Origin of the sequence: Sporosarcina sp. Marseille-Q4063 (assembly GCF_018309085.1) — a bacterium.
Taxonomy (GTDB): Bacteria; Bacillota; Bacilli; order Bacillales_A; family Planococcaceae; genus Sporosarcina.
This window is the reverse complement of the sequence record NZ_CP070502.1, coordinates 3811904-3832062: the sequence shown is the minus strand read 5'-3', so window position 1 is coordinate 3832062 and position 20159 is coordinate 3811904. Positions and strand designations below refer to the sequence as shown.

The window sequence follows — 20159 nt, the reverse complement described above, 5'->3', positions numbered from 1 at the left end:
AAAGAGCGGGAAATCCCACTCTCTGCGCAAGACTATTACAAAAGTTGTATTAACTATAACATAGGCAATTCTGTGTTGCAAACAATGCGGTCAGAACAACGATAGTTGGTTAGCTTCAGGTAAACCTTCAAGACATCCGAGTGAATCCATATACTCAATAACTGTTTTGGAAACACGTCCTCGTTGTTGAAGATCCTCTTTTGACAAAAACTCGCCATCTTTTCTAGCTTCAACAATCGTATTCGCAACGTTCGTACCAAGTGATGGAATTGAATTGAACGGCGGAATGAGAGAATCTCCGTCAATGATAAATGTTGATGCATCCGATTTATATAAATCAGGTTTAGCAATTGAATAACCGCGTTCATACATTTCAAGCGTAATTTCAAGCACCGTCAATAAATTTCTCTCTTTAGGCGATGCCTCTAACCCTTTCGCATTTATTTCTTGTACTTGTGCTCGGATAGATGCTGATCCTTTTGTCATTGTTAACAAATCAAAATCAGCGGCTCTAACAGAAAAGTATGCCGAATAATAAAAGATTGGATGGTGCACTTTAAAATATGCAATTCGAAGTGCCATTAATACATAGGCAGCGGCATGCGCCTTCGGGAACATATATTTAATCTTTTTACAGGAGTCAATATACCATGCCGGCACGCCTTGTGCGCGCATCTCCTCTTCGAACTCCGGTGTAAGTCCGCGTCCTCGACGAACGGATTCCATGATACTAAATGCCATGGATGGCTTTAGTCCTTGATGCATTAAATAAACCATAATATCATCACGACAACCAATTACATCCGATAACTCGCACGTTTTATTTTTTATTAATTCCTGTGCATTTCCGAGCCAAACATCCGTACCATGCGATAATCCCGAAATCTGTATGAGTTCTGAAAATGTCGACGGCTTCGTTTCCTCCAGCATTTGCCGTACAAAACGCGTTCCGAATTCAGGAACACCGAGCGTACCTGTTTTACAACCGATTTGCTCAGGTGTAACGCCAAGCGATTCGGTTCCGCTAAATAATTTCATGACGCCTTCATCATCAGGCGGAATTGTCAGAGGATCTATACCCGATAAATCTTCAAGCATTTTTATCATCGTCGGATCATCATGACCTAGAATATCTAATTTTAACAGGTTGTTTTCTATAGAATGAAAGTCAAAGTGCGTTGTTTTCCAGACGGAATTCAAGTCATTCGCTGGAAATTGAATCGGTGTAAAATCGTGTATATCCATAGTATCCGGAACAACTATGATTCCACCTGGATGCTGGCCGGTATTTCGTTTTACACCCGAACATCCGATAACGAGACGGTCAATTTCAGCGCCGCGTAAATGAAGCCCATTGTCATTCATATAACCTCGTACATAGCCATAAGCCGTACGTTCAGCGACCGTTCCAATCGTCCCTGCTCGGTATACGTAATCTTCTCCAAAGAGTTCCTTCGTATAGTTATGAGCGTTCGCTTGATAATCGCCACTGAAGTTTAGATCAATATCCGGAACTTTATCCCCTTCAAATCCTAAGAATGTTTCAAATGGGATGTCTTGTCCATCTTTTCTAAGCGGCACATCGCAATCAGCACAAGTTTTGTCAGGAAGATCATATCCAGAACTGACAGATCCATCTGCAAACCATTCCGCTTTTTTACAAGCGGGACAAACATAATGAGGCGGCAGTGGATTCACTTCCGTGATTTCCATCATCGTTGCTACGAATGACGAACCTACTGATCCACGGGAACCTACTAGATAACCGTCATCTAGAGAGCGCTTAACCAACTTATGGGAGATTAAGTAGACAACGGAAAAACCGTTTCCAATAATGGATGTAAGTTCTTTTTCCAATCGCTCTACGACAATTTCCGGTAAATCTTCCCCGTAAAGTTCGTGAGCCATTGAATAACTTAAATCCTTAACTTCATCTTCTGCACCTTCAATTTCAGGTGTATATAAATCATCTTTAATCGGTTTGACATCACCGATTCTTTCCATTATCTTACGCGGATTGTCAATTACGATTTCTTCCGCAATATGTTCGCCGAGAAAAGCAAACTCCTCTAACATCTCATCTGTCGTTCTAAAATGCACGGCAGGTAATGAATGACGGTTCAACGGGTTTGCCCCGCCTTGTGAACGAACGAGAACTTTGCGGAACATCGCGTCATTCTCATCTAAATAATGGACATTTCCTGTCGCGACAACAGGAATATTAACTGCTTTCCCAAGTTTTAAAAGTTTGCGCATGATGTCTTCCATATTCCATTCATCACGTATTAATTCCATATCGATCAGGTGTGAATAAACGGCTTTCGGATGTATTTCAAGGTAATCGTAAAACTTTGCGATTTCTTCAACTTCATCCGGAGATTTTTGCATAAGCCCTTCAAATACTTCCCCATTCGAACAACCTGAACCGACTAAGAGACCTTTTCGGTGTTTAACAAGCAAAGATCTTGGAATTCGTGGAACACGGAAAAAGTAATCCATATGCGAATGAGAAACAAGCTTGAATAAGTTCTTTAAACCTTCATCATCCGTTGCAAGAAGCGTACAATGCGATGGGCGTGCACGTTTGTACGTATCTCCACCGCCGATATGCTTATTGAAATCATCTAAATAAGCAATTCCTTTTTCTTCTGCATCTGCAAGAAGTCTCAGGAAAAGGTGTCCTGTAGCTTCAGCATCGTAAATTGCACGGTGATGCTGAGTTAATTCGATATTATATTTTTTCGCAAGCGTATTCAGTCGATGATTTCCCATTTCCGGATGGAGAAGACGAGCAAGTTCGAGCGTGTCGATTACTGGATACGTAACAGAAGGTAGATCAGCGTTTTTAGATGCTTCATACAAGAACCCCATATCAAACGATGCATTATGCGCAACGAGGATTGAATCGCCGATCCATTCTGTGAAATCGGTGACTACTTCCGAAACATCAGGCGCATCCTTCACCATATCATCCGTGATGCCCGTGAGGTTTGTGATTAAAGCAGATATTGGTTGATGCGGATTGGCAAACCGTTCGAACGTGTCAATCACTTCACCGTTCTTAATCTTCACGCCAGCAAGCTCAATGATTGTATTGTAGACTGCCGATAGACCTGTCGTTTCCACGTCGAAAACGACGTATGTATCATCTTCGAGTTTCCGGTGTGCTTCTCCGTAAGCGATGGGAACCCCGTCGTTTACTAGATTGATTTCCATTCCGAATAAAACTTTTATGCCGTGTTTTTTCCCGGCTGAGTATGCATCCGGATAAGACTGGACGTTTGCGTGATCCGTAATGGCTATAGCAGGATGTCCCCATTTTGCCGCTTGTTCAACTAGTGCGGACGGCGTAACAACCGCATCCATTTGACTCATCGTCGTATGGGCGTGCAGTTCGATTCGCTTTCGGTCTTCAGGCGCTTTGTCATGTCGGATAATCGGTGAAACTTCCATTATCGACTGTGCCATCATGATTAAATCTCTAACAAATGTATCGTTTTGGATCCCGCCGCGTGCACGAACCCATGAGCCTTTCTTTAAATTGGACATAAGCAGGCCGTCTTCTTCATTTCGCGAAAACATTTTAACAATGATCGAGTCTGTATAATCGGTAATTTTAATCGTCAGGAGCGACCTTCCGCTTCGAAGTTCTCGAACCTCGGTATCGAATACGTAACCTTCAATAATCACGCTGCGTTCCTCGTCTTGAATATTACGGATTTCCATGATCGGCTCATTATTTTTAATCGGCGTACCTAATTGGAAAGGACCTGACGGCGGTGCATCGCCGTTTTCTTTACGATTTTGTTCGCGTTTTTGCATGTCGGCAAGTGCTTGTCTTCCCATTTCCTCTTCTTCAAGTTGGCGTTGTCTGAGGAATGCAAGGTGCGCTTCTTCCGCCTCGTTCGTATTTTCGGTTAATTGAAAATCAATTATTGGTTGGGAGAATCCAAACTTTGTATAGGCGTCAGAAATTAGAGACGCATACTTTCCTTTCATCGTTTGAAGCTCCATGTCATTGACGCATATAAGCGTCATTTTCCCGCCCATTACGGCTGGTTTCTGACTCGTTAATCTTTCACGTATTGGCGGCGACATATCTTGTAGCTCTTCAATAACGAATGGCCAATAGCTTGCGATTAATTGTTCATCGGAAATCGTGTTTTGACTCATAATTTGGAGTCTGATTTTTGCTATTGCAGAAAACGCTTGATTGATTCGTTGGGAAAAAACTGTATACACATCAACGGGTAGTGGATTATCTAATTGGAGATTAAATTGCCAGACTTTTGATTTACGGTGAATGCTTACGCGTTGCAATAAAGCATTGTCAAAATGTCGTGTATATTCATCATCAGTCATATCAATTTGTTTTAATAAAAGTTGTAACTTCATTTTTTGGTCAAGTAATTCGCCCATAAATGTCTTCCCCCTTGCTAATCAGTAAAAAAGAAGGAAGTACCGACAACGGTCTTCCCTCTACTGTTTTATTCGGCTCCGAAAAACTCTTGAAGTTTTTCAGTAATCTCTTCAACATGCCATTCTGTCGATTCACCGGATTCGCGGAATTTCACTTCGACAATACCTTCAGCTGCTTTCTTGCCGATTGTAATGCGTAATGGTAAACCGATAAGGTCTGAATCAGTAAATTTCACGCCTGCGCGAACAGAGCGATCGTCAAACAATACGTCGAATTTATATGACTTAAGTAGCTTGTATAAGTTTTTTGCAACTTCATTTTGATCTTCATTATTCAAATTGATCGGAACGAGATGGATGTCAAATGGCGCGAGGTTTTTCGGCCACTTCAAACCGTTTTCGTCATTGAATTGCTCTGCAACTGCCGCCATAATTCGGGAAACGCCAATTCCATAGCAACCCATAATATACGGTTTCGCTCTACCATTTTCATCAAGGTAAGTTCCGCTCATCGGCTCGCTATATGTTGTTCCTAGTTTGAATATATGCCCGACTTCAATGCCTTTAGCAAATTTAACTGTTCCCTCACCATCAGGCGATGGATCTCCTTCTTCGATAAAACGCAAATCTAGATATTTATCGACTGCAAAATCACGTTCAGGATTCACATTTATTAAATGATAACCATCTTCGTTTGCACCCGTTACACCGTTAACAATCGAAGCAACCGCATTATCCGCAATTACTTTAACGCCAACTGGTAGTTTAACTGGACCAATCGAACCGACTTCACATGAGAGCAACTCGTAAATATCGCCTTCATAAGCGAATTCAACTGAAGTAGCATCAAGCGCATTTTTCAATTTAATATCGTTAATTTCATGATCGCCGCGTCCAAGAACAACGACTAGATCACCGTCTATGTTAAACACGAGCGTTTTAATAACTTTGCTTGCTTCGACATCTAAAAACGCAGCAACGTCATCAATAGTACGCATATCCGGTGTTGAAATTTTCTCAACCTCTTTTAGCGGTTCATCAGATTTGGCATAGTCATTTAATACTTCCGCCATTTCAACGTTTGCCGCATATTGAGAAGAATCGCTATACGCAATCGTATCTTCACCAATCTCGGAAAGCGCCATAAATTCGTGAGTACCTGTTCCGCCAATAGCCCCCGCATCTGCAATTACAGAACGGAAATTAAGGCCGAGTCTGGTAAATATATTTGTATATGCTTGCTTCATATCTTGATATTTCTCATCAAGACTTTCTTCAGATGCATGGAAAGAATAAGCGTCTTTCATGATGAATTCCCGTCCGCGAAGTAGTCCAAAACGAGGACGTTGCTCATCTCTGAATTTCGTCTGAATTTGGTACATTGTTAAAGGCAGTTGCTTATATGATTTCAATTCATCGCGTACCAGTGCTGTGATAACTTCTTCATGAGTCGCCCCGAGTGCAAACTCTCTATTATGACGGTCTTTTAAACGAAATAATTCAGGACCGTAATTGTACCATCTGTCGGACTCCTGCCAAAGTTCAGCATGTTGCATTGCTGGCATTAGAACCTCTACCGCATCAATTGCTTCCATTTCTTCACGAACAATCTTCTCGATTTTCGATAAAACTTTTTTACCTAAAGGTAAATAGGAATAGATGCCACTCGTCGTTTGACGAATGAAACCTGCACGCAATAGTAGTTGGTGAGATCTAATTTCTGCATCCGATGGCGTTTCGCGCATTGTAGGAATAAACGTTAAAGACTGTTTCAATTATTTCACCCCATAGTAAGTTTTTCGATAGTTTCTATATTTAATTAAAAGAAAAAGCGTTGAATGTCATTCCAGGTAACGACAAGCATTAGGAGCATTAATAGAATAATCCCGACAAAATGGACCATTCCTTCTTTTTGTTTGTCGACTGGTTTTCCACGGACTGCTTCGAATAAAAAGAATAGCAATCGCCCGCCATCAAGTGCTGGCAGTGGAAGCAAATTCATGATTCCAAGGTTTATGCTTAAAATCGCAGCCCAGTTCATTAAGTTAAATACTCCGTATTTTGCAACTTCCTCAGTCGCTTTATATATGCCGACCGGACCTGATAGTGCATCAATCGTAAATTTCCCTGTTACGAGCATTCCAAGTAATTCAAGAATTTTCGTAAACCAAGACCAAGTCTGTTCAGCCCCGAAAGCCACTGACTTCAATGCATTTTTTTCAATAGGGCTTGAGTATAGGACTCCGATTTGACCAAATTCGCGGCCGGCTTCTTCTAATGTATCTGGAACCACTTGTAACTCTACTAGAGAATTGTTACGTTCTACGGTAAACGACAACTGTTTCCCCGGATTTTCCTGAATAATTTCAGCGAATTCAGTCCAAGTAGCAATATCTTTATCATTAACCTTTTTTATCAAGTCGCCATTCTGCATTCCAGCATCATAAGCCGAACCTGTCGTTTGAACTTCCGTAATTATCGGTTCCATTGTAGGAACGCCTTGTAGGAGCCCGATAGCAACGAAGATGAAAAAAGCAAGAATAAAGTTGAAAAGCGGTCCTGCAAATATTGTCATCGTACGACTTCCGACAGATTTGGATTCAAATTGTCTGTCGTAAGGCGCGATAAGCGTTTTTTGACCCTTTTCAATTATGACTGCTGTTCTGGATATGTTGTATCGAACAAGTTCGCCGTCCTCATCGTACCCTTCAATGAAAAGTTCTTTATCAAAATCAGATGACTCTGTTTCTAAGAATTGAACATTTGGATTTGCTACATTTTGATTTAAATATATTTTTTCGACTTCGCCCGAATCGCCGATATAAACTCCTACTCGGTACCCCGGCTGAAGTTCAACTGTATCGAAATCTTCTCCGGCCATGCGAACATATCCGCCAAACGGTAGTAAACGGATTGTGTATAATGTTTCCCCTTTGGTAATACCGATAATTTTCGGTCCAAATCCTATTGCAAACTCACGAACCATTATCCCGGCCTTTTTCGCGAACAGAAAATGCCCTAACTCATGGAAAAAAACGAGAGATCCAAATACAATTACAAAAGCAATTACGGTCTCCATACAAAACCACCTTCACTGGCCCCTTGGCCGGAAATAAATTATTAATCTAACATAGCATACACTATTTTTCGTGTGTGCGAATCAATTTCAGATATCATTTCAAGATTTGGCTTTGAAATTGTTTTATGAGCTTCCATTACACGTTCGACGATATTGTCGATTTCAAGAAACCCTATTTTACCTTGCATGAACAAACTCACAGCAACTTCATTTGCAGCATTCATCGCTGCCGGCATTGTGCCGCCTTCCTTGCCCGCCGCATAAGCAAGCGCAAGCGCCTTATAGCGAGTATGGTCAAGCTTCTCAAAGTGAAGCTTGCCAATTTCCTCGAGACGCAGCGGTTTTGCATTTTGCATCGGGATACGATTTGGAAAAGTCAATGCATATTGAATGGGGACTCTCATATCGGTTGAACCTAGTTGAGCCATGACACTCGTATCTTCAAATTCAACTAACGAATGAATAATACTCTCACGATGGAGAAGAACATCGATTTGTTCATAAGGAACTCCAAATAAATGATGAGCTTCAATCACTTCAAGTCCTTTATTCATCATGGTTGCCGAATCAATCGTAAGTTTATTGCCCATAGACCAATTCGGATGTGCAAGAGCCTGTTCAACGGTGACATTCGTTAATTCATCGCGCGACAAATCCCTAAAACTTCCTCCAGATGCCGTTAAAATGAGTCTGGAGACAGTTTTAAGGTTTTCACCGTTTAACGCTTGAAAGAGTGCTGAGTGTTCGCTATCAACCGGTAGAAGTGCCACTTCTTTTTTCCGTGCTTCTTCTAACACCAGTTCACCCGCAGCTACAAGCGTCTCTTTATTTGCAATTGCGATATTAATCTTCGAACGAATTGCCTCGATTGTCGGTTTAAGTCCGACACTGCCAATAACAGCGTTAACTAAAATATCGGCACCTGTATGGGCTGCAACTTCAGTAAGTCCTTCTTTCCCATGCACAAATTCAATCGATGGGAATTCGGTTTTGAGGCGTTCTGCATCCTCACGTTGAATGACTGATATTGTTTGTGGTTGAAATAAAGTAGCGTACTCTCTAACCTTGTCGATATTCATGCCCGCTGAAAATGATACAAGTTCAAATTTCTCGGGATTCGATTTAATTATATCAATTGTTTGGACGCCAATGGAACCTGTCGCCCCTAACAAACTAATTTTTTTCCTCATAATGTCACCCTTTCCGTTATGCTACGAATTGAAGAAAATGGAGCAGCGGTAAAACAAAAAGGAGACTGTCGAATCTATCAAGAATTCCTCCGTGCCCCGGAAGAAGACTTCCCGAATCCTTTACATTATAATTCCGTTTAATTGCAGATTCAACTAGATCACCTAGCTGACCTACGATGGATGCGATAAGGGTTACCACGATCAATATCCAATACGAGGATGCAATCGGAAAGAAATAATGAAAAATACAAGCTGAAATGATTGCGGTGATTATTCCGCCAAAAAAGCCTTCAATTGTTTTATTAGGTGATATATCCGGCCAAAGTTTTAATTTGCCGATTTTCCGCCCTACAAAATAGGCGCCTGTATCTGTCGTCCAAATGACAATAAGTGCATAAAGTACATATTCAATTCCAAAGAGTCGAGTTTCAATAAAATAGTAAAATCCGATACCGATATACAATGCGCCAAATATTGAAAAAGCAGCGTGGTCAAATGTAAAACGATTTTTAACGATGACCGTATGAATTAATAGAAGTAACGTGACCGCAAAAGCCAGTTCAATTTTGGAATAGCCGACTGCTTCATAAAATTGTTGTTCATAACTTGACGGTATTAATAAAACTGCAAGCGCAATCCAGGTTAATATCCCAGGAATGGACAAAAGCTTAATATCTCTCATTCGTAAAATTTCATATAAACCAATCGTTGCAATTGCGTAAATTACAAGCGTGAATGGCCATCCACCTATTATTACGAATGGAGTGAAAAACGCTAATGCGATTATCGCTGTTATAATTCTCTGTTTCAAGCGTCACCCTCCTCATTTACACTTCCAAAACGTCTATTTCGAGATTGGAATTCCTTGATCTCATTTATCATGCACAGTTCATCAAAATCAGGCCATAAGACGTCTGTAAATGAAAACTCAGCATAAGCAAGTTGCCATAACATAAAATTCGACAAACGTACTTCTCCGCTTGTGCGGATGAGTAAGTCAGGCTCTGGTAAATGGGCGGTCATTAAATGGCTGCCTACTAATGTTTCGTCAATATCCTCTAATTCAATTTTACCCTCTGTAGCGAGTTTAGCAATTTCTTGCATACATTGAATTAATTCAAGGCGACTTCCATAATTCATAGCAAAATTTAATGTCATCCCATCGTTTTCTGCTGTTTCATCGATTGCCCGTTGAATAGCATTTTTTGTATGTTCAGGTAAAACATCGAAATTACCGATCATTTCTACTTTTACGTTTTGCTCGATTAGCTCGGGGAGGTAAGTACTTAAGAACTCTCCGGGAAGTTTCATTAGAAAATCAATTTCTAGTTTTGGCCGTTTCCAATTTTCAGTTGAAAACGCATAAAGTGTAAGTACCTTAATCCCTATATCATTTGCAATGCGTGTGATTTTCCGAACAGTTTTCATGCCTTCATGGTGACCTGCAATTCTAGGTAAATTACGCTTTTTTGCCCATCTGCCATTGCCATCCATAATTATCGCCACGTGAGCAGGGATATGCTTACTTTTAACACTTTCTAATTCTACCGAAATTAAGGGCTCGGTCTCCACATTTTTTTTTCGTATGAGCTTTCCTAGCATAATATTTCCTCCACTCCACTACCATTTCAGAGCAAGCTAATTCTATCGTACCAAAAATCCGCATCAAATTCATTATTGAATTCTTGATAGATGTAAAAAAGACGCCCTGAAATAAGGACGTCTTAGAAAATAGAAAGTTCTTCTATCCCGCATTAACAAGCAATAAATTCCCTATTTCAAAGTTTTCGCATCAGGGATAAACATAGGCCAGGGATTATATGCTCGTATGAACGGAGGAATTAAGTTCTATTCCTCCCTAATGCCCGAATAGTTTAACTAATGTCAATGAAGATTAAGCCGTCATTGACCTAGTTTCACTTATTCAGATTTCCATGATTTCATCTTCTTTAGCTTTTGCGAGATCGTCAATTTTTTTAATATAAGAATCTGTTAACTTTTGAATTTCATCACCATTGCGGTGAAGTTCATCTTCTGTTATTTCAGCATTTCTCTCAAGTTTTTTAAATTCTTCGTTTGCATCGCGGCGAACATTACGAATTACAACTTTTGATTCTTCTGCTTCTTTTTTAACAGTCCTAACAATATCTCTACGACGTTCTTCTGTTAATGCAGGGATTGCAAGACGAATAATCGTTCCATCATTAGATGGCGTAATTCCGATATCCGATTTCATAATTGCTTTCTCAATGTCCCCAAGTGTTGTTTTGTCATATGGTTGAATTGCAAGTAGACGTGCTTCTGGCACAGAAATACCTGCCATTTGATTAAGTGGAGTCGGCGCTCCGTAATAATCGACTGTGATTCTGTCTAGCAGTGAAGCATTCGCGCGTCCTGCACGGATTGAAGCTAATTCTCTCGAAAACGCTCCAATTGCATTATCCATTCTTTCTTTCGCTTGATTCAAAACTGCGTTCGGCATTACAAATTCCTCCTGACGACCGTCCCGATTGGTTCACCGAGCACGGCTCTCTTTATATTTCCATTCTCCATAATTGAGAATACAACGAGTGGTATATCATTGTCCATACATAGGGTTGAAGCTGTTGAATCCATTACTTCAAGGCCTTGACTAATGACGTCTAAATAGGATAATTCGGTATACTTAATTGCGTCTTTCTCGAGTAAAGGATCTGCAGAATAAACGCCATCAACATTGTTTTTCGCCATTAAAATAACGTCTGCTTCAATTTCCGCCGCACGAAGCGCCGCTGTAGTGTCTGTTGAGAAGTAAGGATTCCCCGTACCTGCTGCAAAAATTACAACGCGTTTCTTTTCTAGATGTCTAATTGCTTTTCTACGTATGTATGGTTCAGCGACTTGTCTCATTTCAATAGAAGAAGATACACGGCTTTGGACTCCTAGTTGTTCGAGGGAATCTTGAAGGGCTAGGGAATTCATAACGGTTGCGAGCATACCCATATAGTCTGCTGTTGCACGATCCATTCCCATTTCACTACCAACCTTGCCACGCCAAATGTTTCCACCGCCGACAACAACTGCAACTTCAACACCGAGCTCGGCAACTTCTTGGACCTGTTTGGCAACGGTTTTGATAACTTCTGGTGATAGACCGAAGCCTTTCTCACCTGCAAGTGCCTCACCGCTTAACTTCAAAACAATTCGTTTGTATTTTGGTGTGCTCATAAGTACCCTCCATTTAATCAGACTTCTCGAAAAAGAGGGAACACCACTTGTGTGTTCCCCATTCATTTATAAAGAAGAATTGAAATGCATTCTTTCTAAAAGAAGAATTGAACTGCATTCTTCCTAAAAGAAGAATTGAAATGCATTATTCTTCTCAAAAGAAGAATTGAAATGCATTCTTCCTTATTGCTTATTTCCCTTGTACTTGATTCATTACTTCGTCAGCAAAGTTTTCTTCGCGTTTCTCGATTCCTTCGCCTACTGCATAACGAACGAAATCTTTTAATGTTCCACCCGTTGATTTAACAAATGTTTTTACTTTTTGATCAGAATCTTTGACGAATGCTTGGTCAAGCACGCAAATTTCTTCGAAATATTTACCGATACGGCCTTCAACCATTTTAGCAACAATGTTTTCAGGTTTGCCTTCGTTTAATGCTTGTTCAGTAAGGACTTTCTTCTCACGCTCAACTTCATCAGCTGGAACTTCGTCGCGTGAAATGTATTTCGGGTTCAGTGCAGCGATGTGCATTGCAACGTCTTTAGCTGCTTCTTCGTTCGTTGAACCTTCAAGAACTACAAGAACAGCTATTGAACCACCCATGTGGAGGTATGGACCAAATGCATCATTGTCAGTTTTTGTGCGGATTTCAAAACGGCGAAGTGTAATTTTCTCACCAATTTGAGCAACTGCATTAGAAATATGGTCCGCAACAGTTAATCCGTTTTCTAATTTCAATTCATGCGCTTCTTCAATTGTAGCTGGTTTAGCTTCTAAAAGTGTTTCAGCTAACTCATTTACAAGAGTTTGGAATGCTTCGTTTCTAACAACGAAATCCGTTTCAGCGTTCACTTCTAGAATTACTGCTTCATTTCCGTTAACAAGGATATGCGCAGTTCCTTCTGCAGCAATGCGGTCAGCTTTTGATGCAGCGCTAGACAATCCTTTTTCACGTAGAAAATCGATTGCTGCTTCCAAATCACCATTTACTTTAGTTAATGCTTTTTTGCAGTCCATCATACCTGCACCTGTTTTTTCACGTAATTCTTTAACCATTTGAGCTGTTACTTTTACTGTCATATTTTCCATCCTCCAATAATGTGTCGTCAATTCCTAAAAAAGACGATAAGGGGTTAGCTTATCGCCTGGCTTCGAAAAAATTACTCTACAGTTACTGTCTCTTCTGAGCTTTCTTCAGCTGGTGCCTCGTCTTCGCCTTGTCTTGATTCGATCAAAGCGTCAGCCATTTTGCTCGTAAGTAGACGTACTGCACGAATTGCATCATCATTCGCTGGAATGATGTAATCAATTTCGTCAGGGTCACAGTTTGTATCAACGATTCCAACGATAGGAATGTTCAATTTAATTGCTTCCGCAACAGCGATACGTTCTTTACGCGGGTCAACTACAAACATAACATCCGGTAGTGATTTCATATCTCTAATTCCACCAAGGAATTTTTCTAGTCTTTCGTGTTCTTTGTTTAATTGCACAACTTCTTTTTTAGGTAGGACTTCAAACGTACCGTCTTCTTCCATACGCTCGATTTTCTTCATGCGTGCTACGCTCTTTTGAATTGTAGCGAAGTTAGTTAGTGTACCACCAAGCCAACGTTGGTTGATGTAATACATTCCTGAACGTTCTGCTTCTTCTTTAATCGCATCTTGTGCTTGTTTTTTCGTACCTACGAAAAGTACTTTTCCACCGTCTTCACCAACTTGACGCATATATGCGTATGCTTCTTCAAGCATTTTTACCGTTTTTTGAAGATCGATAATGTAAATGCCGTTACGTTCTACAAAAATGAACTTTTTCATTTTTGGGTTCCAACGACGAGTTTGGTGTCCGAAATGAACACCTGCTTCTAGTAATTGCTTCATTGAGACTACTGCCATTTCTATTCCTCCTGTTTTGGTTTGAATTCCTCCGCGCAAATCATCCAGTGGAACAACCTCTCGGCACCATTCCAAAGTCCATGCACGTGTGTAGTAATACCATTTGCTAATATAACATATTGAATTGAACAATGCAACAATCGTTTATTTAAATCTGCAATAGAAATAAAAAAGCACTCCTTCCTTCTATGAACCAGGGAAGGAATGCTATTTATATTGTTGAAGTTAGTTTTTGTCTTATTAATTTTTATGTTTTTATTAGTTTTTTTGTTTTTCAAGCTCAGCAAGGAATTTGTTGTTTAGAACTTTAATATAAGTTCCTTTCATTCCCAATGAACGTGATTCGATAACGCCAGCACTTTCAAGTTTACGAAGTGCGTTAACAATTACTGAACGCGTAATTCCTACACGGTCTGCGATTTTTGAAGCTACTAATAGACCTTCTTCTCCGTCTAGTTCTTTAAAAATATGCTCAATTGCTTCATGCTCACTGTATGAAAGTGAATTAATCGCCATTTGAACAACAGCTTTGCTACGCGCTTCAATTTCGATTACCTCAGTTTTCTCACGTAATATTTCCATACCTACAACAGTTGCGCCGTATTCAGCAAGAATTAGATCTTCATCTTGGAATTCTTGAGTCATTCTTGCAAGGATAAGTGTACCTAAACGCTCTCCTCCACCAATGATCGGAACAATTGTAGTCAAACCTTCGCCAAATATATCTTTATTCTCTACCGGGAATACTGTGTACGCACTTTCAATATCCAAGTTCGAAGAAGTTTCGTTTACTTCGAAAAGTTTTTTCGTGTATTCTTCAGGGAACTGACGGTTTTCAAACATATCTTTCATACGTTGGTTTTCAATTTGGTGATGGATTTCTAAACCGAGCAATTTCCCTCTTCTGCTAACGATAAATGCGTTACATTCGATAACTTGACTTAGCTTCTCAGCCATTTCTTTAAAGTTTACTGCATCTCCACCGGATTCTTGTAGCATTGCGTTAATTTTACGTGTTTTTAATAATAGTGACATTTTATTCTTCCTCCTAAAATTATGTTGATGTGTTTATGGAATATTCTAAAGGTTTTCAATCCTTAAATAAAGTAATACGAATTATTTATAGAATATATTGTGACAAATCTTTGTTTTTTGCAATTTCTTGTAGCTTTTCCTCGACATATGTCGGTGTGATTTTTATCGTTGAAGGGCCGATGTCAGCTGCTTCATATGATACTTCTTCGAGTAACTTCTCCAAAATCGTATGAAGTCGTCTGGCGCCAATATTTTCAGTGTTATCATTCACTTCAAAGGCAATTTCAGCAATTTTGCTAACCGCCTCGTCCGTAAAGTCTAAAATAACACCTTCTGTTTCCAATAACTTTTCATATTGACGAATTAACGAGAAGTCTGGTTCCTTCAATATGCGTTCAAAATCATTTTTCGATAACTTATCTAGTTCAACTCTTATTGGAAAACGACCTTGGAGTTCAGGGATAATATCAGATGGCTTCGCGATATGAAATGCACCCGCCGCGATAAATAAAATAAAGTCAGTTTTCACCGCACCGTATTTCGTGGAAACAGTAGAGCCTTCCACGATTGGCAAAATATCGCGTTGCACGCCTTCGCGCGACACATCGGCTGATGAGCCACCGCTACCTTCACTCCTTGCTATCTTATCCATTTCATCAAGAAATATGATACCTGATTGTTCGGTTAACTCAATTGCATTTCTTGCAATTTCATCATGGTCAATAAGCTTATCGGCTTCTTCCGATTCGAGTACGAGACGCGCATCTTTTACTTTCATTTTACGATTCGTCTTCTTTTTAGGCATAAGGGAAGAAAGTGCATCTTGCATATTCGCACCCATTTGCTCCATTCCAGATCCTTGGAAAGCATCGTAAAGCGAAGGCTGTTGCTCAGTTACCTCGATTGTTACAGTCTCCTCTTCAAGTTCGCCTGCTAACAGGCTTCTTGCAATATCAGAGCGCTTTTGCCTTACTTCAACTTCTTTTTCATCATCATGCTCTTCGACTTCTTGCTTTTGGCCAAAAAGCATTTCAAATGGATTTTGTCCGCTGCTTTGTTTCTTTTTACTAGGGACGATAAGTTTGATCAATCTTTCATTCGCCAGTTTTGTTGCCTGTTCCCGGACTTCTTCGCGCTTCTGGGCACGAACAATCCGAATACCGGCATCCGTTAAATCTCTTACCATTGACTCAACGTCACGACCAACATAACCGACTTCTGTAAACTTTGTTGCTTCCACTTTTAAAAAAGGTGCATTTACCAACTTGGCGATTCTTCTTGCAATTTCAGTTTTCCCTACACCGGTTGGTCCAATCATCAGAATGTTTTTAGGTATAATTTCATTTTTTTCTTCGTCAGTAAGAAGGCTTCTTCTATATCGATTTCGAATTGCTACCGCTACCGCACGTTTGGCATTATCCTGTCCAATAATATACCGATCTAAATGTGCCGTGAGTTCTTTTGGTGTTAATTCTTCTCGTTTCATCATTATAGTACCTCCACAATAATCTGGTCATTTGTAAAGACGCAAATTTCGGCAGCTGTTTCCAATGAAGCTTTGGCAATTTGTTCAGCCGTCAAAGAATCTCCACTGTACTTTTTCAGTGCCCGCCCAGCAGCAAGTGCATAATGTCCGCCTGAACCAATTGCAAGTATCCCGTCATCAGGCTCAATAACTTCCCCTGTACCTGAGACAAGAAGCAGTTCATCTTTATTCATCACCAGTAACATTGCTTCGAGTTTACGAAGCATCCGATCGCCTCGCCATTGTTTGGCAAGCTCTACAGCGGCACGTTGGAGATTGCCATTGTATTCGGTTAGTTTCCCTTCGAATAAATCGAATAAAGTGAAAGCATCTGCAACTGATCCCGCAAAACCTGCAAGGACCTTGCCGCCAAAAATTCTACGTACTTTTTTCGCGGTATGTTTCATAACAACTGCGTTACCGACTGTAACTTGACCATCACCTGACATGGCGCAAGCCCCGTCATGGCGAATAGCAAATATCGTCGTTGCATGGAATTCCATAAAAACCATCCTCCCTATGCTCTCGGATGCGTATTCATATACGTCTTCCGTAAATGTTCCTTCGTTATATGTGTATATACTTGAGTTGAAGAAAGATGAGAATGCCCCAATAGTTCTTGTACCGAACGCATATCAGCACCATTGGATAATAAATGGGTTGCAAAAGTGTGACGTATCATATGCGGGTATATTTTAGAATGAAGGGAAGCACGTTCCATAAGCGAAGTTAATATATATCGCACGCCGCGACCCGTGAGAGGATCACCGCGTAAATTTACAAACAAAGTATCATGATCTTTCTTTTTCATCAATTTCGGGCGACTAATTTCGATATAGGCATTAATTGCATCCTCGGCAAAACTGCCAAAAGGGATATAGCGTTCCTTCTTGCCTTTCCCCATGACCAGCACAATACCAAGATGCGTATCGATGTCGCTTAATTGAATTGAAGTTAGCTCGCTTACTCTTATTCCAGTTGCATACAGCATCTCTAATAATGCATGATCCCTTAAGGATTTATTATCAGTGCCTTCACAAGCAGCAAATAAGTGTTCCATCTCATCTTCGTAAAAAAAAGCTGGAAGTCTCTCTTGTTTTTTCGGATGATAAAGAGATTTAAATGCATTGTCAACAATCCCGTGTCTGGTGTTCGCAAATTTAAAAAAAGATCGAACGGAAGATATTTTTCTTGAGATTGTTGCTCTGGATAAACCCTTGTCATAAAGTGTCGTTACATAAAGTCTCGCTTCTGAGTACGTGACATCGTTTAAATCTGCAATGCCCTCGACAGTGATGAATGAAAAAAACTCTTCAATATCTTTTGTGTATTCCGTTACCGTAAAAGATGAATAATTACGTTCTAACATAACGTATGTAATATATTCACCGAGAACAGTTGAAGGTTGGACTGACATACAATTTGCCCCCTCGATGCAAACCTATTCTAGTATAGCAAAATAAAAATTAAATTGAACAGTAATTCGCTTGATTGTTGGGAAAATTTTTCATCATTTGTTTATTGCTCGTTGAACGAATTGCTCCTCAATTGGCAAGATGCAGATTAGTTTCTAAATTCGGAAGTGTCCATTGCTTACTATACAATAGATGGCTATAGTTCATCAACTATAACACTTACTAGATTTATGTTTAAATTCGATGTCTTTGATCCTTCGCACAAAAAAGAGGAGCAGGCGCCCCTCACTTCTTGCAAGTTTCCTATTGTAAATCCTCTTTATACTCGCATTCAGTACATTGTATGTTAACACCTTTTTTGGATTTCTTTTCGATTAACGTATTGTCACATTTTGGACAAGGTCTGGCAACCGGCTTATCCCATGACACGTATTCGCATTCCGGGTAGCGGTCGCAACCGAAAAAGATACGTCTAGTTTTACTTCTTCGTTCGACAACTTGACCTTCTTTACAGCTCGGACATGGAACTCCGATTGGTTTCATGATTGCCTTTGTATTTCGACAATCCGGGAAACCGGAGCAAGCCATGAATTTTCCGTATCGACCAAGTTTGTAAACCATTGGCTCGCCGCATTTCTCGCAGTCTTCGCCAGCTGGTTCATCTTTAATTTCAATTTTCTCCATTTCAGCATCTGCGAACTGAACATGTTTTTCAAAGTCTTTATAAAATTTATCAATTACATTAACCCATTTTTTATTTCCTTCTTCGACATCATCGAGTTCTTTTTCCATTTGCGCGGTAAACTCAACGTCAATAATATCGGGGAAAAATTCGTTAACGGCATGATGCACGATGCCACCGAGTTCTGTCGGTATAAAACGTTTTGCATCTAGCGTAACATATCCACGTCTTTGTATCGTATCAAGTGTTGGCGCAAATGTCGATGGTCGCCCTATTCCCAACTCTTCAAGAGTACGCACAAGTCGAGCTTCTGTAAACCTCGGAGGTGGCTGTGTGAAATGCTGAGTCGGTTCAATATCTTCATATTTTATATGCTCGCCTTTTTCAAGCGGAGGCAATATCCGGTCTTTCTCTTCTTTTTTATCATCATCGCCCTCGACATACACTTTCATAAATCCTTCAAACTTCACCTGGGATCCAGTCGCACGAAAACGAACATCACCGTTTACTAAATCGACTCTCACTGTATCAAGAACAGCTGGCGCCATTTGACTTGCGACAAGACGTTCCCAAATTAGCTTGTATAAACGAAGTTGGTCTCTCGTTAAGTATGCCTTCATTGCCGCAGGTGGTCGCATTACCGATGTAGGACGTATCGCTTCATGTGCATCCTGTGTATTTGACTTGGTTTTTTTAGCAGCGGCTTTGGCTGTTGCTAAAAATTCATTTCCATAAGTCGTTTCAATGAATGACTTAGCCTCTTCGACAGCACTGTCAGCAATTCGGGAAGAGTCTGTTCTCATATAAGTGATTAACCCGATGTTTCCTTCTTTACCGACCTTTATGCCCTCGTATAATTGCTGCGCTATCATCATTGTTTTTCGCGCCCGGAAATTAAGTTTGCGCGCCGCTTCTTGTTGCAAAGAAGATGTTGTGAATGGTAATGCTGGATTACGTCTACGTTCTCTTTTTACAACATCTGCAACTTCAAAACTATCGCCTTCTATCTTTCCTAGTACCGCGTCAACTTCTTCTTTATTGGATAGTTCAACTTTTTTCTTCGCATCTCCAAAGAAAGCTGCCTCGAATACTGATTTCCCTTTTCCGAATTGACCTGAAATGCTCCAGTATTCAACTGGTTCGAACGCATTAATTTCATTTTCTCGGTCAATGATCAAGCGAAGCGCAACAGACTGAACCCGTCCGGCTGAAAGCCCTTTCTTGACTTTTTTCCAAAGAATCGGACTGATATTATAGCCGACCAGACGATCTAAAATTCTTCGCGCTTGTTGCGAGTCGACCAGATCCATATCTATTGGACGCGGGTTTTTAAAAGATGCTTTGATGGCATCCTTCGTTATTTCGTTAAAGACGACTCGACATTCAGATTCAATGTCTACACCAAGTTGATGCGCCAAATGCCAGGCAATTGCTTCCCCTTCTCTGTCGGGGTCAGCCGCGAGATAGATTTTCTTGACTTTTTTTGCATCTTTCTTTAATTCTTGCAGGATTGGGCCTTTACCACGAATTGTAATATATTTCGGTTCGTAATTATTTTCGGTATCGACACCCATTTGACTTTTCGGAAGATCTCTTAAATGACCAAGTGATGCTCTTACTTTATATTTTTTCCCTAGATAGCGTTCTATCGTTTTGGCTTTAGCTGGGGATTCTACAATTACTAAATAATCTGCCATATCATTCTTCCCCC

At 40.3% G+C, this 20159-nt stretch carries 15 protein-coding genes; all 15 read right to left on the bottom strand.

Annotated elements, in window-relative coordinates:
• Positions 1–90: 90 nt before the first annotated feature.
• The 15 genes from JSQ81_RS19205 to topA all read right to left on the bottom strand — a co-directional run bounded on the left by JSQ81_RS19205 (position 91) and on the right by topA (position 20145).
• Complete coding sequence (locus JSQ81_RS19205; protein ID WP_212605578.1) at positions 91–4419, bottom strand: PolC-type DNA polymerase III; 4329 nt, start codon at positions 4417–4419, stop codon at positions 91–93.
• A gap of 68 nt (positions 4420–4487) precedes the next feature.
• Positions 4488–6194, bottom strand: coding sequence for a proline--tRNA ligase (locus tag JSQ81_RS19200; RefSeq protein WP_212605577.1), 1707 nt, complete (start codon positions 6192–6194; stop codon positions 4488–4490).
• Between the two features lie 44 nt (positions 6195–6238).
• Complete coding sequence (gene rseP, locus JSQ81_RS19195) at positions 6239–7498, bottom strand: RIP metalloprotease RseP (RefSeq protein WP_212605576.1); 1260 nt, start codon at positions 7496–7498, stop codon at positions 6239–6241.
• Positions 7499–7539: 41 nt separating this feature from the next.
• Complete coding sequence (locus tag JSQ81_RS19190; RefSeq protein ID WP_212605575.1) at positions 7540–8688, bottom strand: 1-deoxy-D-xylulose-5-phosphate reductoisomerase; 1149 nt, start codon at positions 8686–8688, stop codon at positions 7540–7542.
• Between the two features lie 16 nt (positions 8689–8704).
• Complete coding sequence (locus JSQ81_RS19185) at positions 8705–9499, bottom strand: phosphatidate cytidylyltransferase (protein ID WP_212605574.1); 795 nt, start codon at positions 9497–9499, stop codon at positions 8705–8707.
• The gene (locus JSQ81_RS19180; RefSeq protein ID WP_212605573.1) at positions 9496–10290 is read right to left on the bottom strand and encodes an undecaprenyl pyrophosphate synthase; all 795 of its coding nucleotides are present in this window, start codon (positions 10288–10290) and stop codon (positions 9496–9498) included. Before JSQ81_RS19180 ends, JSQ81_RS19185 begins: the two co-directional genes overlap by 4 nt.
• Before the next feature lie 322 nt (positions 10291–10612).
• The gene (gene frr, locus JSQ81_RS19175; RefSeq protein WP_212605572.1) at positions 10613–11170 is read right to left on the bottom strand and encodes a ribosome recycling factor; all 558 of its coding nucleotides are present in this window, start codon (positions 11168–11170) and stop codon (positions 10613–10615) included.
• Positions 11170–11895 carry a UMP kinase gene (gene pyrH, locus JSQ81_RS19170; protein ID WP_212605571.1) on the bottom strand — a complete coding sequence of 242 codons (726 nt, stop codon included), beginning with the start codon at positions 11893–11895 and terminating at the stop codon, positions 11170–11172. The genes frr and pyrH overlap by 1 nt, the downstream gene beginning before the upstream one ends.
• Positions 11896–12085: 190 nt before the next feature.
• On the bottom strand, positions 12086–12976 hold the full coding sequence (gene tsf, locus JSQ81_RS19165; protein WP_212605570.1) for a translation elongation factor Ts: 891 nt from the start codon (positions 12974–12976) through the stop codon (positions 12086–12088).
• A gap of 80 nt (positions 12977–13056) precedes the next feature.
• Entirely contained in the window at positions 13057–13791 is a 735-nt protein-coding gene (gene rpsB, locus JSQ81_RS19160; protein ID WP_212605569.1) for a 30S ribosomal protein S2, read from the bottom strand.
• A gap of 258 nt (positions 13792–14049) precedes the next feature.
• Complete coding sequence (gene codY / locus JSQ81_RS19155) at positions 14050–14826, bottom strand: GTP-sensing pleiotropic transcriptional regulator CodY (RefSeq protein ID WP_212605568.1); 777 nt, start codon at positions 14824–14826, stop codon at positions 14050–14052.
• Between the two features lie 85 nt (positions 14827–14911).
• The gene (hslU, locus tag JSQ81_RS19150) at positions 14912–16312 is read right to left on the bottom strand and encodes an ATP-dependent protease ATPase subunit HslU (protein ID WP_212607747.1); all 1401 of its coding nucleotides are present in this window, start codon (positions 16310–16312) and stop codon (positions 14912–14914) included.
• A gap of 2 nt (positions 16313–16314) precedes the next feature.
• The gene (gene hslV, locus JSQ81_RS19145) at positions 16315–16854 is read right to left on the bottom strand and encodes an ATP-dependent protease subunit HslV (protein WP_172369700.1); all 540 of its coding nucleotides are present in this window, start codon (positions 16852–16854) and stop codon (positions 16315–16317) included.
• Positions 16855–16868: 14 nt separating this feature from the next.
• The gene (gene xerC / locus JSQ81_RS19140; RefSeq protein ID WP_212605567.1) at positions 16869–17768 is read right to left on the bottom strand and encodes a tyrosine recombinase XerC; all 900 of its coding nucleotides are present in this window, start codon (positions 17766–17768) and stop codon (positions 16869–16871) included.
• Positions 17769–18069: 301 nt separating this feature from the next.
• Positions 18070–20145: a type I DNA topoisomerase gene (gene topA / locus JSQ81_RS19135; RefSeq protein ID WP_212605566.1), complete on the bottom strand. Its 2076-nt coding sequence runs from the start codon at positions 20143–20145 to the stop codon at positions 18070–18072.
• Between the last annotated feature and the right edge of the window lie 14 nt (positions 20146–20159).

What these genes read in the sequence shown, in the direction of transcription:
- hslU (WP_212607747.1), bottom strand. Translation starts at nt 16,312, where the DNA reads ATGAAACGAGAAGAATTAACACCAAAAGAACTCACGGCACATTTAGAT.
- rseP (WP_212605576.1), bottom strand. Translation starts at nt 7,498, where the DNA reads ATGGAGACCGTAATTGCTTTTGTAATTGTATTTGGATCTCTCGTTTTT.
- pyrH (WP_212605571.1), bottom strand. Translation starts at nt 11,895, where the DNA reads ATGAGCACACCAAAATACAAACGAATTGTTTTGAAGTTAAGCGGTGAG.
- hslV (WP_172369700.1), bottom strand. Translation starts at nt 16,854, where the DNA reads ATGGAATTCCATGCAACGACGATATTTGCTATTCGCCATGACGGGGCT.
- rpsB (WP_212605569.1), bottom strand. Translation starts at nt 13,791, where the DNA reads ATGGCAGTAGTCTCAATGAAGCAATTACTAGAAGCAGGTGTTCATTTC.
- tsf (WP_212605570.1), bottom strand. Translation starts at nt 12,976, where the DNA reads ATGACAGTAAAAGTAACAGCTCAAATGGTTAAAGAATTACGTGAAAAA.
- codY (WP_212605568.1), bottom strand. Translation starts at nt 14,826, where the DNA reads ATGTCACTATTATTAAAAACACGTAAAATTAACGCAATGCTACAAGAA.
- JSQ81_RS19190 (WP_212605575.1), bottom strand. Translation starts at nt 8,688, where the DNA reads ATGAGGAAAAAAATTAGTTTGTTAGGGGCGACAGGTTCCATTGGCGTC.
- JSQ81_RS19180 (WP_212605573.1), bottom strand. Translation starts at nt 10,290, where the DNA reads ATGCTAGGAAAGCTCATACGAAAAAAAAATGTGGAGACCGAGCCCTTA.
- xerC (WP_212605567.1), bottom strand. Translation starts at nt 17,768, where the DNA reads ATGTCAGTCCAACCTTCAACTGTTCTCGGTGAATATATTACATACGTT.
- JSQ81_RS19205 (WP_212605578.1), bottom strand. Translation starts at nt 4,419, where the DNA reads ATGGGCGAATTACTTGACCAAAAAATGAAGTTACAACTTTTATTAAAA.
- topA (WP_212605566.1), bottom strand. Translation starts at nt 20,145, where the DNA reads ATGGCAGATTATTTAGTAATTGTAGAATCCCCAGCTAAAGCCAAAACG.
- frr (WP_212605572.1), bottom strand. Translation starts at nt 11,170, where the DNA reads ATGCCGAACGCAGTTTTGAATCAAGCGAAAGAAAGAATGGATAATGCA.